Source organism: Marinobacter sp. SS13-12 (genome assembly GCF_030227115.1).
Classification (GTDB): Bacteria; Pseudomonadota; Gammaproteobacteria; order Pseudomonadales; family Oleiphilaceae; genus Marinobacter.
This window is the reverse complement of record NZ_JASSUA010000001.1, coordinates 1,216,659-1,235,827: the sequence shown is the minus strand read 5'-3', so window position 1 is coordinate 1,235,827 and position 19,169 is coordinate 1,216,659. Positions and strand designations below refer to the sequence as shown.

The following is a 19,169-nucleotide window of genomic DNA, read 5'->3' as shown; positions in this document are numbered from 1 at the left end:
ATCCAGTTATTGCAAATTTTACTCTTCAAGCATCCATATATGGAAAATAACTCCAATTTTTAATTGGTAATATCGTTATAAAACAAAGCCTTATCTTTTAGTGCTTTTATTCTTTGAGCAAGCAAAATGTCGAACGACGATCTAGAATTTGGCGGGTGCGTAACTTAAATAACCTGCCCTGATAATTTCGAGGAACCTGCTAATGCTGCTGAAGAGTTTTTTTGGAAATCTCGCTGTCGGAAAAAAACTATCGGCCAGCTTTGCCACCCTTCTCATACTGCTGATCACTATATCCACCGTCGGCTACTTCTCGCTCGGTGACTATAATCGCGGCGCCTCAGTCGTAAATCATGCCAACACTGCAGAAATTAAACTGCTGGAGGCGGAGAGAGACGAAAGAAACTTTGTAATTACACAGGACCCAAAATACATCAAAGACGCAGTCGAATACGTCGTTGAGGCTGAAAACGCGTTGATATCTTTGCGGGATATGCAAGAGAGAGGTGGCGACGACTGGAAACAGGCAGAACAGATCCTGGACGGTGCAAAGTCTTATGAGGCTCTTCTGAAAAAGTACGAAACGAGTATCTCGGAGCCGGCAGACATCACCCGATCCCTGGAAGAGCAAATGTACGCTGTCGCAACCGATACTATTAACTCAATGGAGGAGCTGAAGTACGATCAGCAAACCGAATTGCAGGAAATATATGACCTTGCAGTTGCAGAAATCCTTATTGTGACCGTGTTCGCCTTCGGTATCGCCATCGTGCTTGGGTGGGTATTGACCCGGTCCATCACCCGCCCAATCAATGAAGCGGTTGAGATTGCCAACAAGGTTGCCTCAGGTGACCTGACTGTGAATGTTCACAGCCAGCGTGGCGATGAGTTCGGTCAGTTACTAGCAGCCTTCGCCACCATGATAACCAACCTGAGAGAGTTGATTCGGGAAATTGAAACTGGCGCTTCAAGTATTGCCTCCTCATCGGAAGAACTCTCCACAGTCACCAATCAGACAAGTAAAGGCGTAGCAGAGCAGCAGTCCCAGACTGACCAGGTTGCCACCGCCATGAATGAGATGGTTGCGACCGTCAATGACGTAGCCAAAAGTGCTGAAGCCGCGTTCGAGGCCGCCAATCATGCCAGTGAAAAGTCCGGCAATGGTGAAAAGGCCGTCCGGGAAACACTGGAGCTTGTCGCTAACCTGAACACACAGAGCGCCAATGTGATGAAACAGCTTAGCGGACTGCAAGCGGAAACCAACAACATCGCTACGGTGTTAGACGTGATCAAATCCGTTGCCGATCAGACCAACCTGCTAGCGCTGAACGCCGCCATAGAAGCCGCCCGTGCCGGCGAGCACGGACGTGGTTTTTCCGTGGTTGCAGACGAAGTCCGATCCCTGGCTCAGCGTACCCAAAGCTCCGCGGCCGAAATCGAGACCTTGATCAGTAACCTGGTCAGCAGCGCTGACACATCGGTGACCAGTATGGAGGCCGGTAACAAACTTGCCGAACAGACACTTGAGCGAGCGCGACTGGCAGGTACGGTTATTCAGGAAATGGCACAAGGGGTTGAGGAAATCCGCCAGTACAACAGTCAGATTGCGACCGCCGCGGAAGAACAAAGCTCTGTGGCGGAGGAGATTAATCAGAATGTCACCCTGATTCGGGATGTGGGCGATCAGTCTGCGGCTTCCACCGAACAGGTATCCGCCGCCAGCGAGGAGCTTGCACGACTCGCCGAAGGACTCAACACGCAGATTGCCCGCTTCAAGGTCTGAAGCGGGAGTCAGATAGTGAAAAGACCTGGCCAGGAGGAATGGCCCTGGTGCTTGCCTGAGATGAATTGACCACTGTAAAGGCGGAAAGTTATGAATATGCCCACGTTCGATGAGCTCAAGGATCTTGCCCAGCGTGACCCGCAAGGCTTTGAGTTATTACGAGCCGAATTGATTGACGACTGCATTGAGCGCAGGCGGGCCTGCAATCAACGCCGGCTGCGGGGCTGTCAATTCATGGTTGAGGGCCGGCGGCGGGTAGCGCGCAGCCCCATGAAGGCACTGCTGGATATTCAGGGCATGATGTACGACTCGGCCCTTCGTTTGAAGCGTGTCTTGCTGGTTAAGCCGGACTCTTCTGAAATGTCTGGACCGGCAAGAGCACGAATCCTGCCGTTCCGGCGATGCTTGCCCTCCGGGGATTAATATTTTGCGTTAACCGAAGCAACCACCTCAGCGCCGGATATATCAAACCAACCGGCCTGGCAGTAGGAAGTTAGCTTATGTCCGTAAAAAGTGAAGATCCTAAGAGTGCCAAAGATAGTGGGCTAGGCTCTATCGGTCGGATTATCCATTCTGCAGCAAATCTGGAAGCGAGCGCCGCCCAACAATTGGTTCCCCGCATTCTAGAGGCTGTTCGCATCAATCTTGGAATGGAGGTTGGTTTCGTTTCCCGATTTTCGAGAGGGCGCCGGGAATTTCTTCATGTCAGTAGTGATGGGCTTACGGGGGCGCCATCTCCCGGTAGCAGCGACCTGCTGGAAGACTCAGCCTGTATCAGGGTTGCCAGGAACCATGCGCCGAATCTTGTTCTGGATGCCCAAACGCACCCTTCCTTGAAAGATCTCGCCGCTGTTAGAGCGCTGCAGGTGAGAACTCATGCGAGCGTCCCTATTCCCTCTGGGAAAGGCTATGCTTTTGGCACACTGTGCTGTTATTCCTGTGGCCAAAAAGACGAGCTTGACGAGCGTGATATCGGCTTTATGTCCGCTATGGCCGACTTGATCGGCACAGTATTAGAAGAAGAGCAACATCTACTTGATGACTTCTGTCGCCGCCGCGAATATATCCGCGGTGTCGTCAAGTCCGAGGGGCTACAGATGGTATGGCAGCCCATCGTGGATTCAATGACCGGCAGACTTGTTGGTATGGAATCCCTGGCTCGGTTTCAGACGGATCCATACCGACCGCCCAACCAGTGGTTTGATGAGGCTGTGGCGCTTGGAATTGGTACCGAGCTGGAAAAGAATGCATTCGCAAAGGGCTTTGCTATCAGGGAATATTTACCGAAAGACGTTTATGTGAGCTGCAACCTTTCCGGTGCTACCTTTCTCGAACCCGAGTTTCAGGAATTCCTCAAGCAACAGGAACTGGATCAAATCGTACTGGAAATCACGGAGCACGACGCGATTGCAGACTACAAAGAGCTGGTGTCCAGTTTATCAGAGTTCCGCAACCAGGGAATGAAACTGGCCATCGACGATTTTGGTGCGGGCTATGCGGGCTTCCGACATATCTTGGAACTGAACCCCGACATAATAAAGTTAGACATGTCTCTAATCCGGAATATAGACCGAAACCCCATGATGCAATCAGTGGTCAAAGCATTGGTCGCCTTCGCCGGGGACCACGATCTAACCCTCCTGGCAGAGGGGATTGAGAATCGGGAGGAGCTCTCTGCGCTCCAGTCACTTGGCGTTAGTCGCGCGCAGGGCTACTTCTTCCATAAGCCAATGCCCATGGCACCGCTTTTAGGCCTGCTCAATGAAGTAAACCAGGCCAGTTAGGATAGGAGCCTGCCAGGCGCGCGACATGTCAATCTCCAGGAGTCAGAACATCTTCAGATACCGCTCCACCTCCCATTCAGAAACGTGGTTCTGGTAGCTCTCCCATTCTCCTTTCTTGTACTCCACAAAGCTGTTGAACATTGCCTCGCCGAACACGTCTTTGGCCAGCGGATCTGCCTCGAAAGCCTCCACCGCCTCACCCAGGTTACGGGGCAGGTATTCGATGCCACGCTCGGCGATTTCCGCGTCGCTGTAGTTGTACATGTTTTCGTGGTGGGGAGCGCCCGCATCGAGGCCATCACGGATGCCTTCCAGGCCGGCGGCCAGGATCAGGGCGCTGCCGAGGTAGGGGTTGCACGCAATATCCGCAGCGCGGCACTCAATGCGGCCGCCCATACCGGGGATGCGGATCATATTGGTGCGGTTGTTGGAGCCGTAGCACATGAACACCGGCGCCCAGGTGGAACCGGACATGCTGCCCTGGCGCACCAGGCGCTTATAGCTGTTGACCGTGGGGGCAATGACGGCGCTGATGGCGGCACCGTGTTTCAGTACACCGGCAGTGAAGTGATACGCGATCTTGCTGATACCGCAGTCATGCAGGTCATCGCCGTCAGGCTCGAACAGGTTCTTGCCGGTTTTGATGTCCGCCAAAGACATATTGTAGTGGGCGCCGCTACCGGTGCGGTCACCAAATGGCTTGGGCATGAAGCTGGCAAAGGCGCCGTGCTTGCGGGCGATTTCATTGGCCATCATGCGGAAGAACACCAGGCGATCGGCCATGGTCAGGCCGTCGGCGTACTTGAAGTCGGTTTCGAACTGACCGTTGGCATCCTCATGGTCGAACGAGTACACATCCCAGCCCAGTTCATTCATCGCATCCACCAATTCATCCACCACCGGCAAGTTGTCCATCAGGGTGCGTGGGTCATAGCAGGGTTTACCCAGGGTATCGCGATCGCTCAGCGGGGCGAAACCGCCGTCCTCGGTGTCGCGGAACAGGAAGAACTCCGTTTCAATGCCCAGGTTAAAGCGATAGCCCATGCCGGCAGCTGCATCCAACTGGCGACGGAAAATATTGCGGGAACAGGCTTCAAAAGGCTTGCCGTTGAGGTAGAGGTTTCCTGGGAGCCAGGCGAGCTTTCGATTCCAGGGGCAGATGGCCACGCCATCGGCATCCGGCATCGCTGCCACTTCGTCGTCGGAGATGTCCTGGGGCACGCCGTCCAGGGCAGCCCCGGTGTATAACTCGGAGCCTTCCATCATCTGGCCAAGGTGGGCAATGGGTACAAACTTGCCCTTGCTGATGCCATGAATATCCACGTAACTGGCGATGGCGTATTTGACACCGGCATCCGCGAGCTTCTGTTTCAGGGCCTGGTTGTTGGTCAGGTCAGTCATCTTGATTCCTCTTTTCTGGCACGTTTCTTTCTAGAGCTTTGCCATTCAACTTACATGCCAGCGTGTATATATAATTAACGAAAGGTCGATTCAGAACCTGGAAACCGCACGGGAAGAGAGGCCAGAAATGACGGTAAAGCAGTGGCTTAAAGATGATTTTGAAGCGGGTGACCTGCCCCTTTCCAGCGGTGAAACCCTGAACTCTGCCCGCCTGCACTACCACCAGATCGGGGAACTGAATGCACCAAAAGACAACCTGATCCTGCTGCCCACGTACTATGGTGGTGCAGCGACGGGCAACCAACCCTGGGTTGGCGGCGACAGCCCGCTGGACCCTGACAGGTACTGCATCGTCATCCCGTCCCTGCTGGGGGCCGGGGAATCCTCGTCTCCATCGAATACCTGGGGACAACAGGCCGGCCCCGGCTTTCCCACTGTCAGTCTTTACGACAATGTGATGCTGCAGAAACGCCTGGTGGACGACGTGTTCGGTGGTGCCAGCATTGCCCTGGCGATGGGCTGGTCCATGGGCGGTATGCAGGCACTGCAATGGGGCTGTCTGTTTCCGGAACAGGTTCGTGCGGTGCTGGCCATCTGCTGCACGGCGCGCTGCTATCCCCATAACCGGGTGTTTCTGGAAGGCGTTAAAGCCGCCCTGACCTGTGATCAGGCTTTTCAGGATGGCCACTATCGGAGGCCACCGGAAAAGGGGCTCCGGGCGTTTGGCCGGGTGTATGCCGGCTGGGCCTATTCCCAGGCGTTCTTCCGTCATGAGCGCTGGCGCGAGCTCGGATTCGATTCTGTCGAGGCACTATTGCGGTTCTGGGAGGAAGATCACCTGGCACAGGACGCCAACAACCTGCTGGCCGTGCTGGACACCTGGCAGCAAGGCGATATCAGCGACAACCCGGTGTTTCAGGGCGACTACACGGCAGCGCTTGCCACACTCACTGTACCAACGCGGGTAATGCCCAGCACCACAGATCTCTACTTTACCGCCGAGGATGCCCAGGGTGACGCCCGACAAATGCCGGGAGGCTCGCTAGAAGCCCTGCCATCAGAGTGGGGGCATATTGCCGGTGGTGCGGGGCGAGAGCGCCAGAGCCATCAAAAAATTCTTGCCGCAGCTCATTCGCTGCTCTCGAAGAGAGATCCATGACAGTGCACCCGAAACCGCCACGCACCGCTATAGCGCAAATTTTTGCCGGTAATCGGCCTGAAAGCGCTGGTTATTCCCGTTTCACGAAGCTGGCACGCCACCTGCACTACTCTGGACAGACGGTTTAATACCAGGATCCGTTCACAACAACACCGCGAGGCGTGCGGCGAAGATAATGAACACAATGGGTGACTAGGGTTCCGGTCCGGGCAGATGACCATCATCAGCCCGGATGGCTGGTCCGAGAGTTACCGACCTCTGGGAGGTTACACGGCGGGACAAAAGCCCGGGAGACTGAATCGCAAGGGAGGCTGTTGCCCGCGATGAACGTGCCGTGTTGTGTGACCAGAGGAGATAGCCTATGCGAATGATCAACCGACACCCAGGGCGTGTTTCAGCCACTCTGCTTGGCCTGCTTCCCTTCCTGTTGATCATGTTGATCTACAGCCTTGCCTCCCAGGAGCGCTTGGCGGAGAACCCCAACGACAAACTGTTGCCCGGTCTGCAACAGATGACCGCCGCAGTGGACCGCATGGCCTTTCAGGAAGACCGGCGCAGCGGTGACTACCTGATGTGGCAGGACACCACCGCCAGCCTGCAACGTTTGGGAATCGGGGTTGCTATTGCCGCTTCTCTGGCATTGGTGGTGGGCGTTCTTAATGGCGCCCTGCCGCTGATAAGAGCAAACCTCGCACCACTGGTGTCAGCGCTTTCCATGGTCCCGCCCCTGGCGATACTGCCTATCCTGTTTATCGTATTCGGCCTTGGAGAACTCTCCAAGGTCATGCTGATCGTTATCGGCACAGCACCCATCATGATGCGGGATGTGGCACAGCGGGTGCGGGAACTTCCCGGCGAGCAACTGATCAAGATCCAGACCCTCGGTGCCAACTCCTGGCAGGTCATTACCCGCATGGTGTTGCCCCAGGTTCTGCCACGCCTGATCGACTCCGTGCGTCTGAGCCTGGGCCCGGCCTGGTTGTTCCTGATTGCCGCAGAAGCCATCGCCTCCACCGAAGGCCTGGGCTATCGCATCTTTCTGGTTCGCCGATATCTCGCCATGGACGTGATTCTGCCCTATGTCATCTGGATCACCATTCTTGCCATTGTCATCGATCAGTGTCTGCGACTTGCCAACCGCAGGCTGTTCCCATGGTACAACGCAGGAGGCCACTGATGAGCTTCATTACGGTAAATAATCTCTGGAAAGAGTATGGCGATCTGGTGGTACTGGAGAACCTGAACCTGAGCGTGAAACAGGGCGAATTCTGTACTCTCGTTGGCGCTTCAGGGTGCGGTAAGTCCACCTTCCTGAAAATGCTGCTGGGGCAGGAAGCCCCGAGCCGCGGCGAGTTGCTGCTGGACGGCGAGGCCTTTCCGGGAGAACCCGACCGGAACCGGGGGATCGTGTTCCAGCGCTACTCGGTGTTCCCGCACCTGACCGTACGCCAGAATGTTCTGATGAGCCTGGAACTCGAGCAGAAGCCCTGGCTCGGCAAACTGTTTGGCCGCGCCCGGCGCACAGCTCTGGAGAAGGTGGACGCGATGCTGACATCGGTTGGCCTGGAAGCCTCGGCCGACAAATGGCCCCATGAGCTTTCAGGCGGCATGCAACAGCGCCTGGCCATCGCCCAGTCCCTGATCATGCGTCCGCGTGTACTGTTGCTGGATGAGCCGTTCGGTGCCCTGGACCCGGGTATTCGCAAGGATATGCACGATCTGCTGCTGAAGCTGTGGCAGGAAACGGGTACCACCATTTTCATGGTCACCCATGACCTGAAAGAAGGCTTCTATCTGGGAACCCGGTTACTGGTCTTTGACAAGGTTCGTCACGACCCGCACGACCCCGAAGCATTTGGTGCGACCATTACCTATGACCTGCCCATCGGCCAGGTCAACAGCAAACTGTTCGAAGACATCAATGACTCGGTTGCCCAGACAGCCCGCCATCAGGCAGCCTGAGTGGACCCGGCATCGTGCCAACAAAAAAGGGGCTGCCCGAAGGCAGCCCCTGAAAAACCGAGATAGCATCGGCGTTGCGCCAGATCAGTTGGCGGCAACCCGGTCACTCGGCAGCTTGAAGGTCCAGACTGTGCCGCCCTGGTTGAAGTCCTTGACCACCCTGGCCACTTCGCCACCCCAGAGCGGAACCGCACCGCCCCAGCCAGTGGAAATGGACACATACTGGTCGCCGTCCATTTCCCAGGTTACGGGTGTGCCAACAACACCGGTACCGGTATTGAACTTGTAGAGCTCTTCACCCGTCTTGGCGTCGAACGCCTTCAGGTAGCCTTCCGGCGTGCCGGTAAAGACCAGGTTGCCTGCTGTGGCCAGTACTCCACCCCAGAGCGGGGCCGGGTTGTTATAGCGCCAGACTTCCTCACCGGTTTTCGGGTCTACGGCACGCAGGACACCGATGAATTCATCGTTTGCGGGCTTGATGGTGAAGCCGGCACCCAGATAGGCAGCACCTTTCTTGTAGGAAACCGGCTCGTTCCAGATATCCATGGACCATTCATTGGATGGCACGTAGAACAGGCCGGTGTCCTGGCTGTAGGCCATGGGCATCCAGTTCTTGCCACCCAGGAACGCCGGGAAGGCAACGACTGTTTCACCTTTCTCACCATCGGCGTCAGCCGGGTTGCCCGGGCGGCCGTTCTCGGTATTGTAGATCGGCCTGCCATCTTCATTCAGGCCTTTGGCCCAGGTGATCTTGTCCACAAACGGGAAGCCGCGGATAAAGTCGCCGTTCTCACGGTTCAGGACATAGAAGAAGCCGTTACGGTCCGCTGTGGCGGCTGCCCTGACGGTTTTGCCGTTTTCTTCGTAGTCAAAGGAAATCAGCTCGTTGACGCCGTCGTAATCCCAGCCGTCGTTGGGTGTGGTCTGGAAGTGCCACTTGATGCTGCCATCATCCGGATCAATGGCGACGCGTGAGGATGAAAACAGGTTGTCACCCGGACGCAGGTGAGAGTTCCACGGGGCCGGGTTACCGGTGCCGAAGAACAGCGAGTCGGTATCCGGGTCATAGGTGCCGCCGAGCCAGGTTGCCGCGCCACCGGTCTTCCACATGTCGCCAGGCCAGGTCTTGCCGGCTTCGCCACCGGAGATACCGTTTTCGATCTCCTTGCCGTCTTTATAGACGTAACCCATGTGACCTTCCACAGTCGGACGCATCCACAGCAGGTCACCCGTGTTCGGGTCGCGGGCCTCAACCTTGCCGACAATGCCGAATTCGCCACCGGACACACCGGTAATCAGCTTGCCTTTGACAATCAGCGGGGCTGCCGTCATTGAGTAACCGGCCTGATAATCCGCAACTTTCTTGATCCAGACTACCTTGCCGGTGTCCTTGTTCAGGGCCACGAGCTTGGCGTCCAGGGTGCCGAAAATAAACAGGTCGTCGTAAAGAGCACCACCCCGGTTGACCACATCACAACAGGGCATGATGCCATCCGGAAGACGGGCATCGTATTGCCAGATTTCTTCGCCGGTACGCGCATCAATCGCATAAGCCCGTGAATAGGACGCCGTCACATACATGACGCCATCCTTGATCAATGGCTGGGACTCCTGGCCCCGCTGTTTTTCGCCACCGAAAGAGAACGCCCACGCCGGCTGCAGATACTGGACGTTGTCTGTGTTAAGGGCCGTCATCGGGCTGAAACGCTGGCCCTGAACGCCCATACCGTAGCTTACGATGTCATCGACAGTGTTATGGTCATTCAGGATATCTTCATCGGTGACCGCATGGGCCCCCAGTGATACAGCCAGCGCCAGGGCACTGGCGGCAAACTGTTTACCGAACGGATTCGATCTCATGGTTGCGCTCTCCAAAGTCTCTTGTTGTCAGTGTGTGCAGCGAACCGGGAATTGTTCCCGCCTCTAAACTCCATTCTTGGCCTCACCCGCAATCGCAACAATTAATCGCCCGAACAGGTTTTCTCATCACTTGGTAGTAAGACCCCCACAAAAAAGCCCGCACATGGCGGGCCAGAACAGCGGGTATTGCCTTATTCCCCATTGTCATCGGGGCCGAGAATCTCGTCGTAATAGCCCGGGCGGCTGTAAGAGAGTCCGTGGTTGGCGTAGAGCTCTGCCATTTCTCCGGATCTGACCATGCCATCAACAATCGCTGCGATGGCGTATCCGAGGGCTCGATGTGTATGGCGAACCGCCAGGCCCACGTCCCACACCTGCTTGGTCATCCCGGGGAAGCCGTTCCCGGCTTTGGTAAAACCATTGCCGGTATGGGCCGCCAGTTGGTGCTCTATTTCCGCCCGCATACCCATCACGCCGGCAACCTCTTCCTGCTCCATAGCCTGGAATGCCTCTCCGACGTTCCTGTAATGATGCACCTGATTCCTCAGTCGCCCACCAAAGGCGGACGTCAGATAGGTGGCAGGAAGCGTGTCGATCTCCACACCGATCGGGTGATACTGAAACACCGCAACCGTTTCAACGCCGTCCAGTCGGCTGTTGTCAAAGGCAATCTGCCAGCGCTCCTGCTGGTAGGGGCCAAAGAAAACCACCTGCTCGTTGATCATTTCACCGGTGGAGTCCCTCATGTACTTGAAGGTGCTGTCGTAAGGCACCCGCATCATGATGTCCGCTATACGGGTTTTCGCCAGATAGTGCCCTTTCCAGATATGGTTGCGCAGGTCGTCACCCAGGCTTTCATCCGGGATAATCCAGTAGGGACGAAATTCCACGCCCAGCCCCTCTGCAATACGGCGTCCCAGGTCCGCGTCCACACCACGAGCCTCGCCATTCACTTCGTAGGAATAAGGCGGAAAATCCTTGTACATGCCAACATTCAGATAGCCGGAATCCTGAACAATATCCAGCGTTCGGTCCGGAATCAGGCTGCGGGACTGCTGAGCCTGTACCTGGCTGATGCCCACAAGCAGCAGTACCAGCATCAAGGCGTAAAATGCTGACTTCATAAAATCATCTCCCGGAAATTCCAGCCATTAAAAAGCACCCTGCACCCTTATTACCGGGGCGGCGGGACTGACTCAATGTACGTCTTGATGGCCCAGATAGCGGTTTGATCCAGATTATCCTTGAACGACGGCATGCCTCGCCCTGTGCCGTTCATGACACGTCCGATAAAATACTCATCGTCCCACTCCGAAAGCTCTCTCAGGTCGGGCGTCAGACCTCCAGACATGGCTTCAATGCCATGACAAACCGCGCAGTTGCCTGCGTAACCGCTTTTGCCCACCTTGACGGCCTCAGCATGCTTGTCACCGTGTTCATTACCTTCGCGAAACGGGTTTTCCGTCAGGGCTTCCTTCCCCAGATCGGGCAGGCTTCCGGTATCCACTTCCTGGGGTGTGACATCCCCGTGAGACATGGCCAAACCTGCTGTCGCCAGTAAACCGGCGGTAACCATGGCCTTTAGTGAAAAAGAAACTGACATGTTGTTATACCTCTGTTTTGAATCCCCGTGCGCTGGCTGTTTGTTGTGAATGCATTGCCAGCTACCTCATCCAAGTCTAGGAACACGCCATAGTGATCAGAATGCCACTTTGGCGTCTTCGTTCTAGTTCCTTGGTAGTAGGTTGAGGAGGGATTACCGCAGGTGGGCCCCAAGAATAGTTCTTTAGTACCGCCAGTTTCCTACTTTCTGAATATTTCGACGGCTACCTCCCTTCTCTAAGCTGGTTGCGAGAACAAAAAATGCACACAGAGAAGGCCGCAACCATGATTTCAAAAGGCAGGCTATTGGTTACGTCAGTGCTCTGTAGCTGGCTACTGGCTCCGGCTGCAGCGATAGCTGTTGAAGTCAGAATTGGCTACATCCAATGGGTGCCCGACCAGGGCCCGGTCCTTTCCAATGTCACTCCGGAACCGGAAGACGCCGGCCTGCGCGGGGCCGAGCTGGGGATTGCCGACAACAATGCCACCGGCAAGTTTCTGGACCAGATGTATGCTGTTGAGTCCGTCATCGCCAGCGATGAAGAGGGCGCCCTGGCCGCCCTCGATGGCATGCTGGAGAGCGGCATTGATCTGCTGGTGACCCGCGTTCCCGCAGACACACTGCTGGCGATGGCCAGAAAGGCTGACGGTAAAGCGTTACTGTTCAACGCCGGTGCCTCGGACGATAGCCTGCGGATCAGTGAATGCCGGCCCAACCTCCTGCATACCATTCCCTCCTACGCCATGCTGACCGATGCCCTTGCCCAGTGGCTGAACATGCGGCGCTGGAAGGACGTGTTCCTTATTACCGGCCCAACCGAACAAGACAAAGCCTGGGCAGATGCCTTCCGCCGCGCCAGCAAACGGTTCGGCCTGGACATCATTGCTGACAAACCCTGGACTTTCGATTCGGACTTGCGCCGCACGGCCTCCAAAGAATTGCCCACCTTCACCCAGGCGAGTGGTTACGATGCCGTGGTAGTCGCAGACGTGCGTGGTGATTTCGGGGAATACGTGCCCTTCAACACCTGGCTCCCGCGACCGGTGGTTGGCACCCAGGGCATGGGGCCGGAAGCCTGGCACCGGGTGGTTGAGGCATGGGGTGCGGCACAGCTGCAGAACCGCTTCCGGGAACTGGCCGGGCGCGAAATGAACAGCGAAGACTATGCCGCCTGGGCCGCCATACGCTCCATCGGAACCACCGTTACCGGGCTCGGTAAGGCAGGCCACTCGAACATTCGCGAGTATCTGTTTTCCGATGATTTCCAGCTCGCCGCCTTCAAAGGCCGCAAGCTGACTTACCGCCCCTGGAACGGGCAACTCCGCCAGCCAATCCCACTGGTTCACCCCCAGGGACTGGTTGCGACGCCACCACTGGAAGGCTTCCTGCATCCCGATTCCGAACTGGACACCCTGGGCTACGACAGGCCCGAGAGTGACTGCCGGATCCATTGACCCCACTGAAGAACAACAAGGAACACTGACCATGAAGAATGCTTTCAGAATCGCAACCCTGGCTGCAGCCATCGGGCTTTCCGCCCCGGCACTGGCAAGCATGGCCTACGTGTCCAACGAGAAGGACAACACCCTCTCTGTCATCGACACGGAGACCAACGAAGTGGTGGATACCATTGAAGTAGGTGCCCGCCCGAGAGGCATTCTGCTGTCCAAGGACTACACCAAACTCTACATCTGTGCCAGTGACGACGACACCGTCCAGGTACTGGACCTGGCCACCCGCAAGATCGTCGACACCCTGCCCTCCGGCGAGGACCCTGAGCAGTTTGCCCTGCACCCCAACAACCGCCACCTGTACATCGCCAATGAGGACGATGCCATCGTCACGGTGGTGGATGTGGAAACCAAGGACGTTCTGGCCCAGATCGATGTTGGCGTGGAACCGGAAGGCATGGCGGTCAGCCCGGACGGCAAGTGGGCGGTGAACACCAGTGAAACCTCCAGCATGCTGCACTGGATCAACACCGAAACCTTCGAGATCGAGAAGAACACCGTGGTGGGCCAGCGCCCGCGTCACGTGGAGTTCACCAACGACAGCAAGATTGCCTGGGCCTCGGCAGAGATCGGCGGCACAGTGCACATCTTCGACGTGGACAACATAGAGGAAATCAAGCAGATCGAATTCCAGATCAAGGGTGTGCCCCAGGATCGGGTTCAGCCTGTGGGCATCGAGCTCACTTCGGATGGTAAGTACGCCTTTGTAGCCCTCGGCCCGTCCAACCATGTCGCCGTGGTGAATGCCCAGACCTATGAAGTGCTGGATTACCTGCTGGTGGGCGCCCGTGTCTGGCAGCTGGATCTGGACAAAGACGAGAAGTTTCTTTACACCACCAACGGCGTGTCCAGTGACGTATCGGTCATTGATGTGGAAGCGCTGAAGGTGATCAAGTCCATCAAGGTGGGCCGCTTCCCCTGGGGCGTGGTCATCGATCCCACTTCATGACCATTGAAGCCCGTAACCTCAGCTTTCGCTACGGCGACAAGCCGGTGCTCAAGGAGGTCAGCTTTGTGCTGGCCTCTGGCGGTTTTCATGCTTTGCTGGGACCCAACGGCGCCGGTAAGTCGACGCTGTTCGGCCTGCTGACCCGGCTGCTCGCTCTGCAACAGGGCGATATCCTGATGGCCGGGCAATCCCTGAAAAATCAACCGGCCGAGGCCATGCGCAAAATCGGCGTGGTGTTCCAGCAGAATGCCCTGGATCTGGATCTGACCGTGCGTCAGAACCTGCTCTATCACGCCGCACTTCATGGTCTCTCTCGTAAAGAGGCTCGCCTCCGGGGCGACCGCGAGCTGACCCGTTTCCAACTGCTTGAACGGGCGAATGAACCGGTGCGAAAACTCAACGGCGGCCACCGCCGGCGGGTGGAGATCGCCCGTGCCCTGCTCCATGAGCCCTCCCTGTTATTGCTGGATGAACCCACGGTGGGGCTGGATGTGGCCAGCCGCCGGGGGCTGAACGATCACGTACGCATGCTCTGTGACTCCGATGGCCTGACCGTGCTCTGGGCCACCCACCTGATCGAAGAGGTTCGCCCGGAAGACCGGGTGCTGATCCTGCATGAAGGCAAACTGCTGGCCGACGGCGCGGGGCATGACATCTGCGAAGCCGAAGGCACCCGCGACCTGGCGGAAACCTTCCACACCCTTACAGGAGCCGGTTGATATGAAAGCTGCGCATTACTGGCACTGTTTCGCTGGCATCCAGACCCGGGAATGGCTGCGTTTCTGGCAGCAGCGAACCCGTTTTGCCAGCGCCCTGGTGCGGCCGCTGTTGTGGCTGGTGGTGTTCGCCGCCGGTTTCCGGGCGGTGCTGGGCATTTCCATCATTCCGCCCTACCAGACCTACATCACCTACGAGACCTACATCGCCCCCGGGCTGTGCGGGATGATCATTCTGTTCAACAGCATGCAGGGGGCGCTTTCGATGGTGTATGACCGGGAACTGGGCAGCATGCGGGTGCTGCTGATGAGTCCCCTGCCACGACCGTTTTTGCTGGTGACGAAACTGCTGGCCATGGGCGTAGTGTCGGTAGGTCAGGTATATGTGTTCCTGCTGCTGGCCTTACTGGTGGATGTGGAGCCGCCATTGTGGGGCTACCTTGCAGTGTTGCCGGCACTAGTATTAACCAGTCTCATGCTGGGAGCGCTGGGGTTGCTGATTGCCACCTGGATCAAGCAACTTGAGAACTTTGCCGGGGTAATGAATTTCGTCATTTTCCCCATGTTCTTCATGTCATCAGCACTTTACCCCCTGTGGCGCATGAATGAGGCCAGTCCCTGGCTCTACTGGATCTGCCAGTTCAATCCCTTCACCCACGCGGTAGAGGCCATCCGGTTTTCCCTGTATCTGGAATGGAACCCGATGGCCTTTGGCATTACCGCTGGCGTGACTGTTGTTTTTGCGCTGCTTGCGACGACCGGATTCAGGCCTCAGCGGACCAAGATACTTGGCACCTCCAGGCCTGCTTGATTTGGAGGTAGTGGGTTGTGGGGGAGAGGCTTCCAAAACACGCTCAAGCACATCCATGTGACGCTTGAGCTCCGCCATCCATGGCTCCCCGTAGGTCGGATTAGCGAAGCGTAATCCGACAACAGAGCTAGAGCTCAGACATCGCAGCTCCAATCAACAAAGCCCTATTCAGACAACCCCTCAGGAACCCGCAAGATCCAGCCGACGAAGCTTGCCTAGCAGACCATCAATCAACCCCGGCTCACCACCAACAACATCATCCCACTGCAACCGCGCCGGCTTACCATCCAGATACCACAACCGATTCGCCAGAATCTCCGCATCCCCCCCGTCATGGGTCACACAGATCATCGCCATCCCCGGATTGGCATCCAGAATCCCCGCAATCAGCATCTTCAGCTCACCCGCCATCACCGGATCCAGCGAAGCGAACGGCTCATCCAGCAACAGCAGATCAGGTTTCACCGCCAGGCAACGGGCCAAAGCCGCCCGTCGGGCCATACCGAGAGACAGCTGGTCCGGCAGATAGTGGCCATACCCCTTCAGCCCCACACTGGCCAGATGAGCATCCGCTTCCTCCGAAGTTGCACCGGCCAACCGTAGATTGGCATTCAGAGTCCGCCAGGGCAGGAGCCGATGTTCCTGAAACAGGTAACCCACCCGGAGTTTTTCGCGTCCAATAATGGCTTGCGCCGGAATGGTTCTATCCAGCCCCGCAATCGCATTAAGCAGAGTTGTCTTACCTATACCCGATGGCCCCAACAGACAAATCCGGTCACCCCGCTCTATGGTGGCAAACACCTCCCCCAGCACCGGCTGGCCAAAACTGCGGCCGGCGATCTGCAGTTCAAGCATGGGCGGCCTCCGGCTGACGCCAGCGGCTGGAGCGGCGCTCAAGGGGCTGCAGGATGGCCAGTTCGATGAGCTGGACCACGGCAATAAACGCCAGGCTGTAGGCGAGGATGGCGGCTACATCGAATACCTGGAAGGCCATGTGTAGCTGGAAACCGATGCCATCCGAGCGGCCCAGTAGTTCCACCACCAGAACAATTTTCCAGATCAGTGCCAGACCACCGCGGGTAGCGGCCATGAGATAGGGAAACAGTTGCGGCACCCAGACCTCGCGAAACCGCTGCCAGCGAGTAAACTCGTAGACGGTGGCCATTTCTTCGAGGCGGTAATCCAGGCTTCGCGCCCCTTCGCGGACAGTCACCGCAACATTGGGCACCTTATTGATGACCACGGCCATCACGGCGGCCACCTCCACCAGGCCGAACCAGACGTACATCAGAATGATGGTGACCAGCGCCGGCAGGTTGAGCAGCAGCACCAGCATGGGGTCGAACAGGGCGTTGGTGGTTTTTGAACGGCCCATGGCGATGCCAATCGCAGTGCCCAGCAGCATCGCCAGGATGAAGGCTACGATGACGCGTCCGAGGGTGGCTCCCAGGTGGTGCCAGAGTTCCCCGGAGGCAGCCTCTGCCATCAGGGTATCGAGAACGTTGAGGGGTGTGGGTAGCAAAGGTGTTTCCAGCAGCCAGGCCACCAGGGCCCAGAGCAGGACAAACGAGGGCAGGACCACCCAGTAGCTCCAGGCCGGCGGGCGGCCGGAGAGATTGCTCACGGCTGCCTCCGATGGAACAGGTCTGCCGGCATCAGGTTGTCAGCATCGGCCCCGGTCAGTATCAGCAATCGATGCAAATCAGCAATCCGCTGATCCGTTTGTGGAGCGGGTTTCCCTGCGATAAATCCTTCCTTCAGCGCCTGAAACACCTCCTCTTCGGGATTAGCCATCAGAGGCCGCAGCCGCTGCCAGTAAGATTCGTCGTCCGCCAGTTCTATCTTCGCCTGGCTCAAGGAGGCGGCAAAACGATCAATCAGCGCGCCATGGCCCTCAGCCCAATCAGCCGGAAACACATATCCCAGAACCGGTAGCTTGCGGTCCAGATCCATCGCGGTCAACAAGTCTGCCATGCCGAACGCGGAGCGCCACCCGCCCTCACCCCGCAGGCGGGCCGCAAAATGCCAGTAGGTGACGATCACATCCACCTGGCCCCGCTTCAATGCCTGGCTCAGCAGGGGTGGTGCCGCGAACTGGACGCTGGCTGACGTATCCAGGTTGATCCCTTGCTGCTCGGCAACCTTCAGGAGCAGTATCCAGCCCTTGCTGTCTGGTCCGCCAGCGACGCCGATCCGTTTGCCGACAAGATCCGGGACAGCGCGAATACCGGAGCCCTCTGCCACCACAATTTCCCCAATCCTGGAAGAGAACGGCACATACAGGTAGGGGGTGCCTGCCTGAAACCGGGACTGTGCCCACAGGAGATCGGCCACCGCGCCATTCACGGAGCCACTGGTCACTGCCAGGCGGGAGGCTGGAAGATTGGCCACCAGTTTCAGTTCAAGCCGATAGCCGTTCTGTCGGTCCAGGCCCTGGTGCAGGATATGGTCCAGCTCCCAGTGGGCGGTGCCGAACTGCAGCACGCTGACGGAAAGCGCGGGTAACGGTGTGGCAGCTTCGTCCCCGGCGTGGGCGAGTCCCGCCAACATAAATACGAGTAGCAGAGCCCGCATCGTCAGCCGGATGGACCGGGCACTGGCTACAAATGGGTCAGGAGCATGCTTTGTTATTGGTTGTAGGTTCATCCTTCCACGATACGAAGCCCGCCGCCGCGCAAGAATAGTACTTTGGTGCCTGTTTTTTGGTGCGATGGTCGCATTCAACCTGAGGCGCAGATAGCGTGTAATGAAACCATCACAATAATAATCAGAGGATCACCTCCGATTCCGGAAATTCTCTGCACAGGAGGCCGCTATGCTTGATGAGCTCGATGCCGCACTCTCTTCCGAAAAGCGCTATCATGCATCGGAAACAGCCCCACATAATGACAACAAACAGGTGGAACCACCCATGGAGCCGGCTTACAAGATTCTGATCGCCGACGACCACCCGCTTTTCCGTGAAGCCATCAGCAGCGTTATTTCCTCCGGCTTCAGCGGCAGCGAGATTATCGAAACTGCGGACCTGGACAGTGCCCTGGAGATTACCCGCCAAAACGATGACCTGGACCTGATTCTGCTGGACCTGAACATGCCCGGCATGCACGGCCTGAACGGGCTCATTTCCCTGCGCAATGAAGCGCCCACCATTCCGGTGGTTATTGTGTCGGCTGAGGAAGACAAGCAGGTTGTGCTCCAGGCCATCACCTACGGCGCCTGCGGTTTCATTACCAAATCCTCCCCCCGGGCCCAGATGACAGAGGCCATCCAGCAGATCCTCAATGGCAACGTCTACCTGCCCTCGGACATCATCCGTACTGGCAAGGAAAGCAACAGCCGCCGCAGCCGCCATGAGGACAATCCGATTTCACCGGAACTGCTGAACTCCCTCACCCGCCGGCAGTTGCTGGTGCTGGAGCGTATGTCCAAGGGGGAGTCCAACAAGCAGATTGCCTATAACCTGAATATTGCGGAGACCACCGTGAAGGCTCATGTATCGGCGATCTTGCGCAAGCTTGGGGTTCATAACCGGGTGCAGGCGATTCTTTCGGCCAGTGATGTGGATTTCAGTCAGTATTTGAAGCGGTAGGGTTTGCTTTACGCGAGTTGGTTTGTCGGATTACGCCTTTGGCT

18 protein-coding genes and 1 riboswitch are annotated in these 19,169 nt (G+C 57.2%); of the genes, 11 read left to right on the top strand and 7 right to left on the bottom strand.

The genetic code is table 11. From position 1 onward, the window contains the following. Window positions 1–202: 202 nt before the first annotated feature. From QPL94_RS05645 to QPL94_RS05635, 3 genes are all read left to right on the top strand, one after another. A complete protein-coding gene (locus QPL94_RS05645) occupies window positions 203–1,780 on the top strand; it encodes a methyl-accepting chemotaxis protein (RefSeq protein ID WP_285356095.1) in 1,578 nt (525 codons plus the stop codon). 90 nt (window positions 1,781–1,870) lie between these two features. Then, a complete protein-coding gene (locus QPL94_RS05640; RefSeq protein ID WP_285356093.1) occupies window positions 1,871–2,203 on the top strand; it encodes a DUF3135 domain-containing protein in 333 nt (110 codons plus the stop codon). Window positions 2,204–2,280: 77 nt separating this feature from the next. After that, window positions 2,281–3,564: a sensor domain-containing phosphodiesterase gene (locus QPL94_RS05635; protein WP_285356091.1), complete on the top strand. Its 1,284-nt coding sequence runs from the start codon at window positions 2,281–2,283 to the stop codon at window positions 3,562–3,564. Between the two features lie 42 nt (window positions 3,565–3,606). On the opposite strand, the gene glnT is transcribed toward QPL94_RS05635, so the two are convergent. Then, complete coding sequence (gene glnT / locus QPL94_RS05630) at window positions 3,607–4,965, bottom strand: type III glutamate--ammonia ligase (RefSeq protein ID WP_285356089.1); 1,359 nt, start codon at window positions 4,963–4,965, stop codon at window positions 3,607–3,609. Window positions 4,966–5,092: 127 nt separating this feature from the next. On the opposite strand from glnT, the gene QPL94_RS05625 reads away from it, so the two are divergent. From QPL94_RS05625 to QPL94_RS05615, 3 genes are all read left to right on the top strand, one after another. Then, complete coding sequence (locus QPL94_RS05625) at window positions 5,093–6,124, top strand: alpha/beta fold hydrolase (protein WP_285356087.1); 1,032 nt, start codon at window positions 5,093–5,095, stop codon at window positions 6,122–6,124. 181 nt (window positions 6,125–6,305) lie between these two features. Further along, window positions 6,306–6,419: riboswitch (guanidine-I (ykkC/yxkD leader) on the top strand. Window positions 6,420–6,485: 66 nt separating this feature from the next. Next, the gene (locus tag QPL94_RS05620; protein ID WP_285356084.1) at window positions 6,486–7,301 is read left to right on the top strand and encodes an ABC transporter permease; all 816 of its coding nucleotides are present in this window, start codon (window positions 6,486–6,488) and stop codon (window positions 7,299–7,301) included. Beyond that, window positions 7,301–8,086 (top strand): ABC transporter ATP-binding protein, encoded by a 786-nt coding sequence (locus QPL94_RS05615; RefSeq protein WP_285356081.1) that lies wholly within the window; start codon window positions 7,301–7,303, stop codon window positions 8,084–8,086. The genes QPL94_RS05620 and QPL94_RS05615 overlap by 1 nt, the downstream gene beginning before the upstream one ends. A gap of 84 nt (window positions 8,087–8,170) precedes the next feature. Here the strand turns inward: QPL94_RS05615 and QPL94_RS05610 are convergent, their stop codons facing one another. The 3 genes from QPL94_RS05610 to pedF form a co-directional block, all read right to left on the bottom strand. Continuing rightward, complete coding sequence (locus tag QPL94_RS05610; protein WP_285356079.1) at window positions 8,171–9,946, bottom strand: PQQ-dependent methanol/ethanol family dehydrogenase; 1,776 nt, start codon at window positions 9,944–9,946, stop codon at window positions 8,171–8,173. A 191-nt stretch (window positions 9,947–10,137) separates the two neighbouring features. Beyond that, window positions 10,138–11,070 carry a transporter substrate-binding domain-containing protein gene (locus tag QPL94_RS05605; protein ID WP_285356078.1) on the bottom strand — a complete coding sequence of 311 codons (933 nt, stop codon included), beginning with the start codon at window positions 11,068–11,070 and terminating at the stop codon, window positions 10,138–10,140. A 50-nt stretch (window positions 11,071–11,120) separates the two neighbouring features. Beyond that, on the bottom strand, window positions 11,121–11,549 hold the full coding sequence (gene pedF / locus QPL94_RS05600) for a cytochrome c-550 PedF (protein ID WP_285356077.1): 429 nt from the start codon (window positions 11,547–11,549) through the stop codon (window positions 11,121–11,123). Between the two features lie 284 nt (window positions 11,550–11,833). On the opposite strand from pedF, the gene QPL94_RS05595 reads away from it, so the two are divergent. The 4 genes from QPL94_RS05595 to QPL94_RS05580 are packed head-to-tail and all read left to right on the top strand — an operon-like array spanning window position 11,834 to window position 15,536. Next, entirely contained in the window at window positions 11,834–13,003 is a 1,170-nt protein-coding gene (locus QPL94_RS05595) for a lanthanide ABC transporter ABC transporter substrate-binding protein PedA1 (RefSeq protein WP_285357850.1), read from the top strand. A gap of 31 nt (window positions 13,004–13,034) precedes the next feature. Further along, the gene (locus QPL94_RS05590) at window positions 13,035–14,009 is read left to right on the top strand and encodes a YVTN family beta-propeller repeat protein (RefSeq protein WP_285356076.1); all 975 of its coding nucleotides are present in this window, start codon (window positions 13,035–13,037) and stop codon (window positions 14,007–14,009) included. Beyond that, on the top strand, window positions 14,006–14,728 hold the full coding sequence (locus tag QPL94_RS05585) for a lanthanide ABC transporter ATP-binding protein PedB/LutE (protein WP_285356075.1): 723 nt from the start codon (window positions 14,006–14,008) through the stop codon (window positions 14,726–14,728). The genes QPL94_RS05590 and QPL94_RS05585 overlap by 4 nt, the downstream gene beginning before the upstream one ends. 1 nt (window position 14,729) lies before the next feature. Continuing rightward, on the top strand, window positions 14,730–15,536 hold the full coding sequence (locus QPL94_RS05580) for a lanthanide ABC transporter permease protein PedC (protein ID WP_285356074.1): 807 nt from the start codon (window positions 14,730–14,732) through the stop codon (window positions 15,534–15,536). 180 nt (window positions 15,537–15,716) lie between these two features. Here the strand turns inward: QPL94_RS05580 and QPL94_RS05575 are convergent, their stop codons facing one another. The 3 genes from QPL94_RS05575 to QPL94_RS05565 are packed head-to-tail and all read right to left on the bottom strand — an operon-like array spanning window position 15,717 to window position 18,086. Continuing rightward, window positions 15,717–16,391 carry an ATP-binding cassette domain-containing protein gene (locus QPL94_RS05575; RefSeq protein ID WP_285356073.1) on the bottom strand — a complete coding sequence of 225 codons (675 nt, stop codon included), beginning with the start codon at window positions 16,389–16,391 and terminating at the stop codon, window positions 15,717–15,719. Then, complete coding sequence (locus tag QPL94_RS05570) at window positions 16,384–17,160, bottom strand: ABC transporter permease (protein ID WP_285356071.1); 777 nt, start codon at window positions 17,158–17,160, stop codon at window positions 16,384–16,386. The genes QPL94_RS05575 and QPL94_RS05570 overlap by 8 nt, the downstream gene beginning before the upstream one ends. Beyond that, window positions 17,157–18,086 carry an ABC transporter substrate-binding protein gene (locus QPL94_RS05565; protein WP_285356070.1) on the bottom strand — a complete coding sequence of 310 codons (930 nt, stop codon included), beginning with the start codon at window positions 18,084–18,086 and terminating at the stop codon, window positions 17,157–17,159. Before QPL94_RS05565 ends, QPL94_RS05570 begins: the two co-directional genes overlap by 4 nt. A gap of 361 nt (window positions 18,087–18,447) precedes the next feature. Here QPL94_RS05565 and QPL94_RS05560 point away from each other — a divergent pair, with 361 nt between their 5' ends. Beyond that, on the top strand, window positions 18,448–19,125 hold the full coding sequence (locus tag QPL94_RS05560; RefSeq protein WP_285357849.1) for a response regulator: 678 nt from the start codon (window positions 18,448–18,450) through the stop codon (window positions 19,123–19,125). Window positions 19,126–19,169 lie beyond the last annotated feature (44 nt).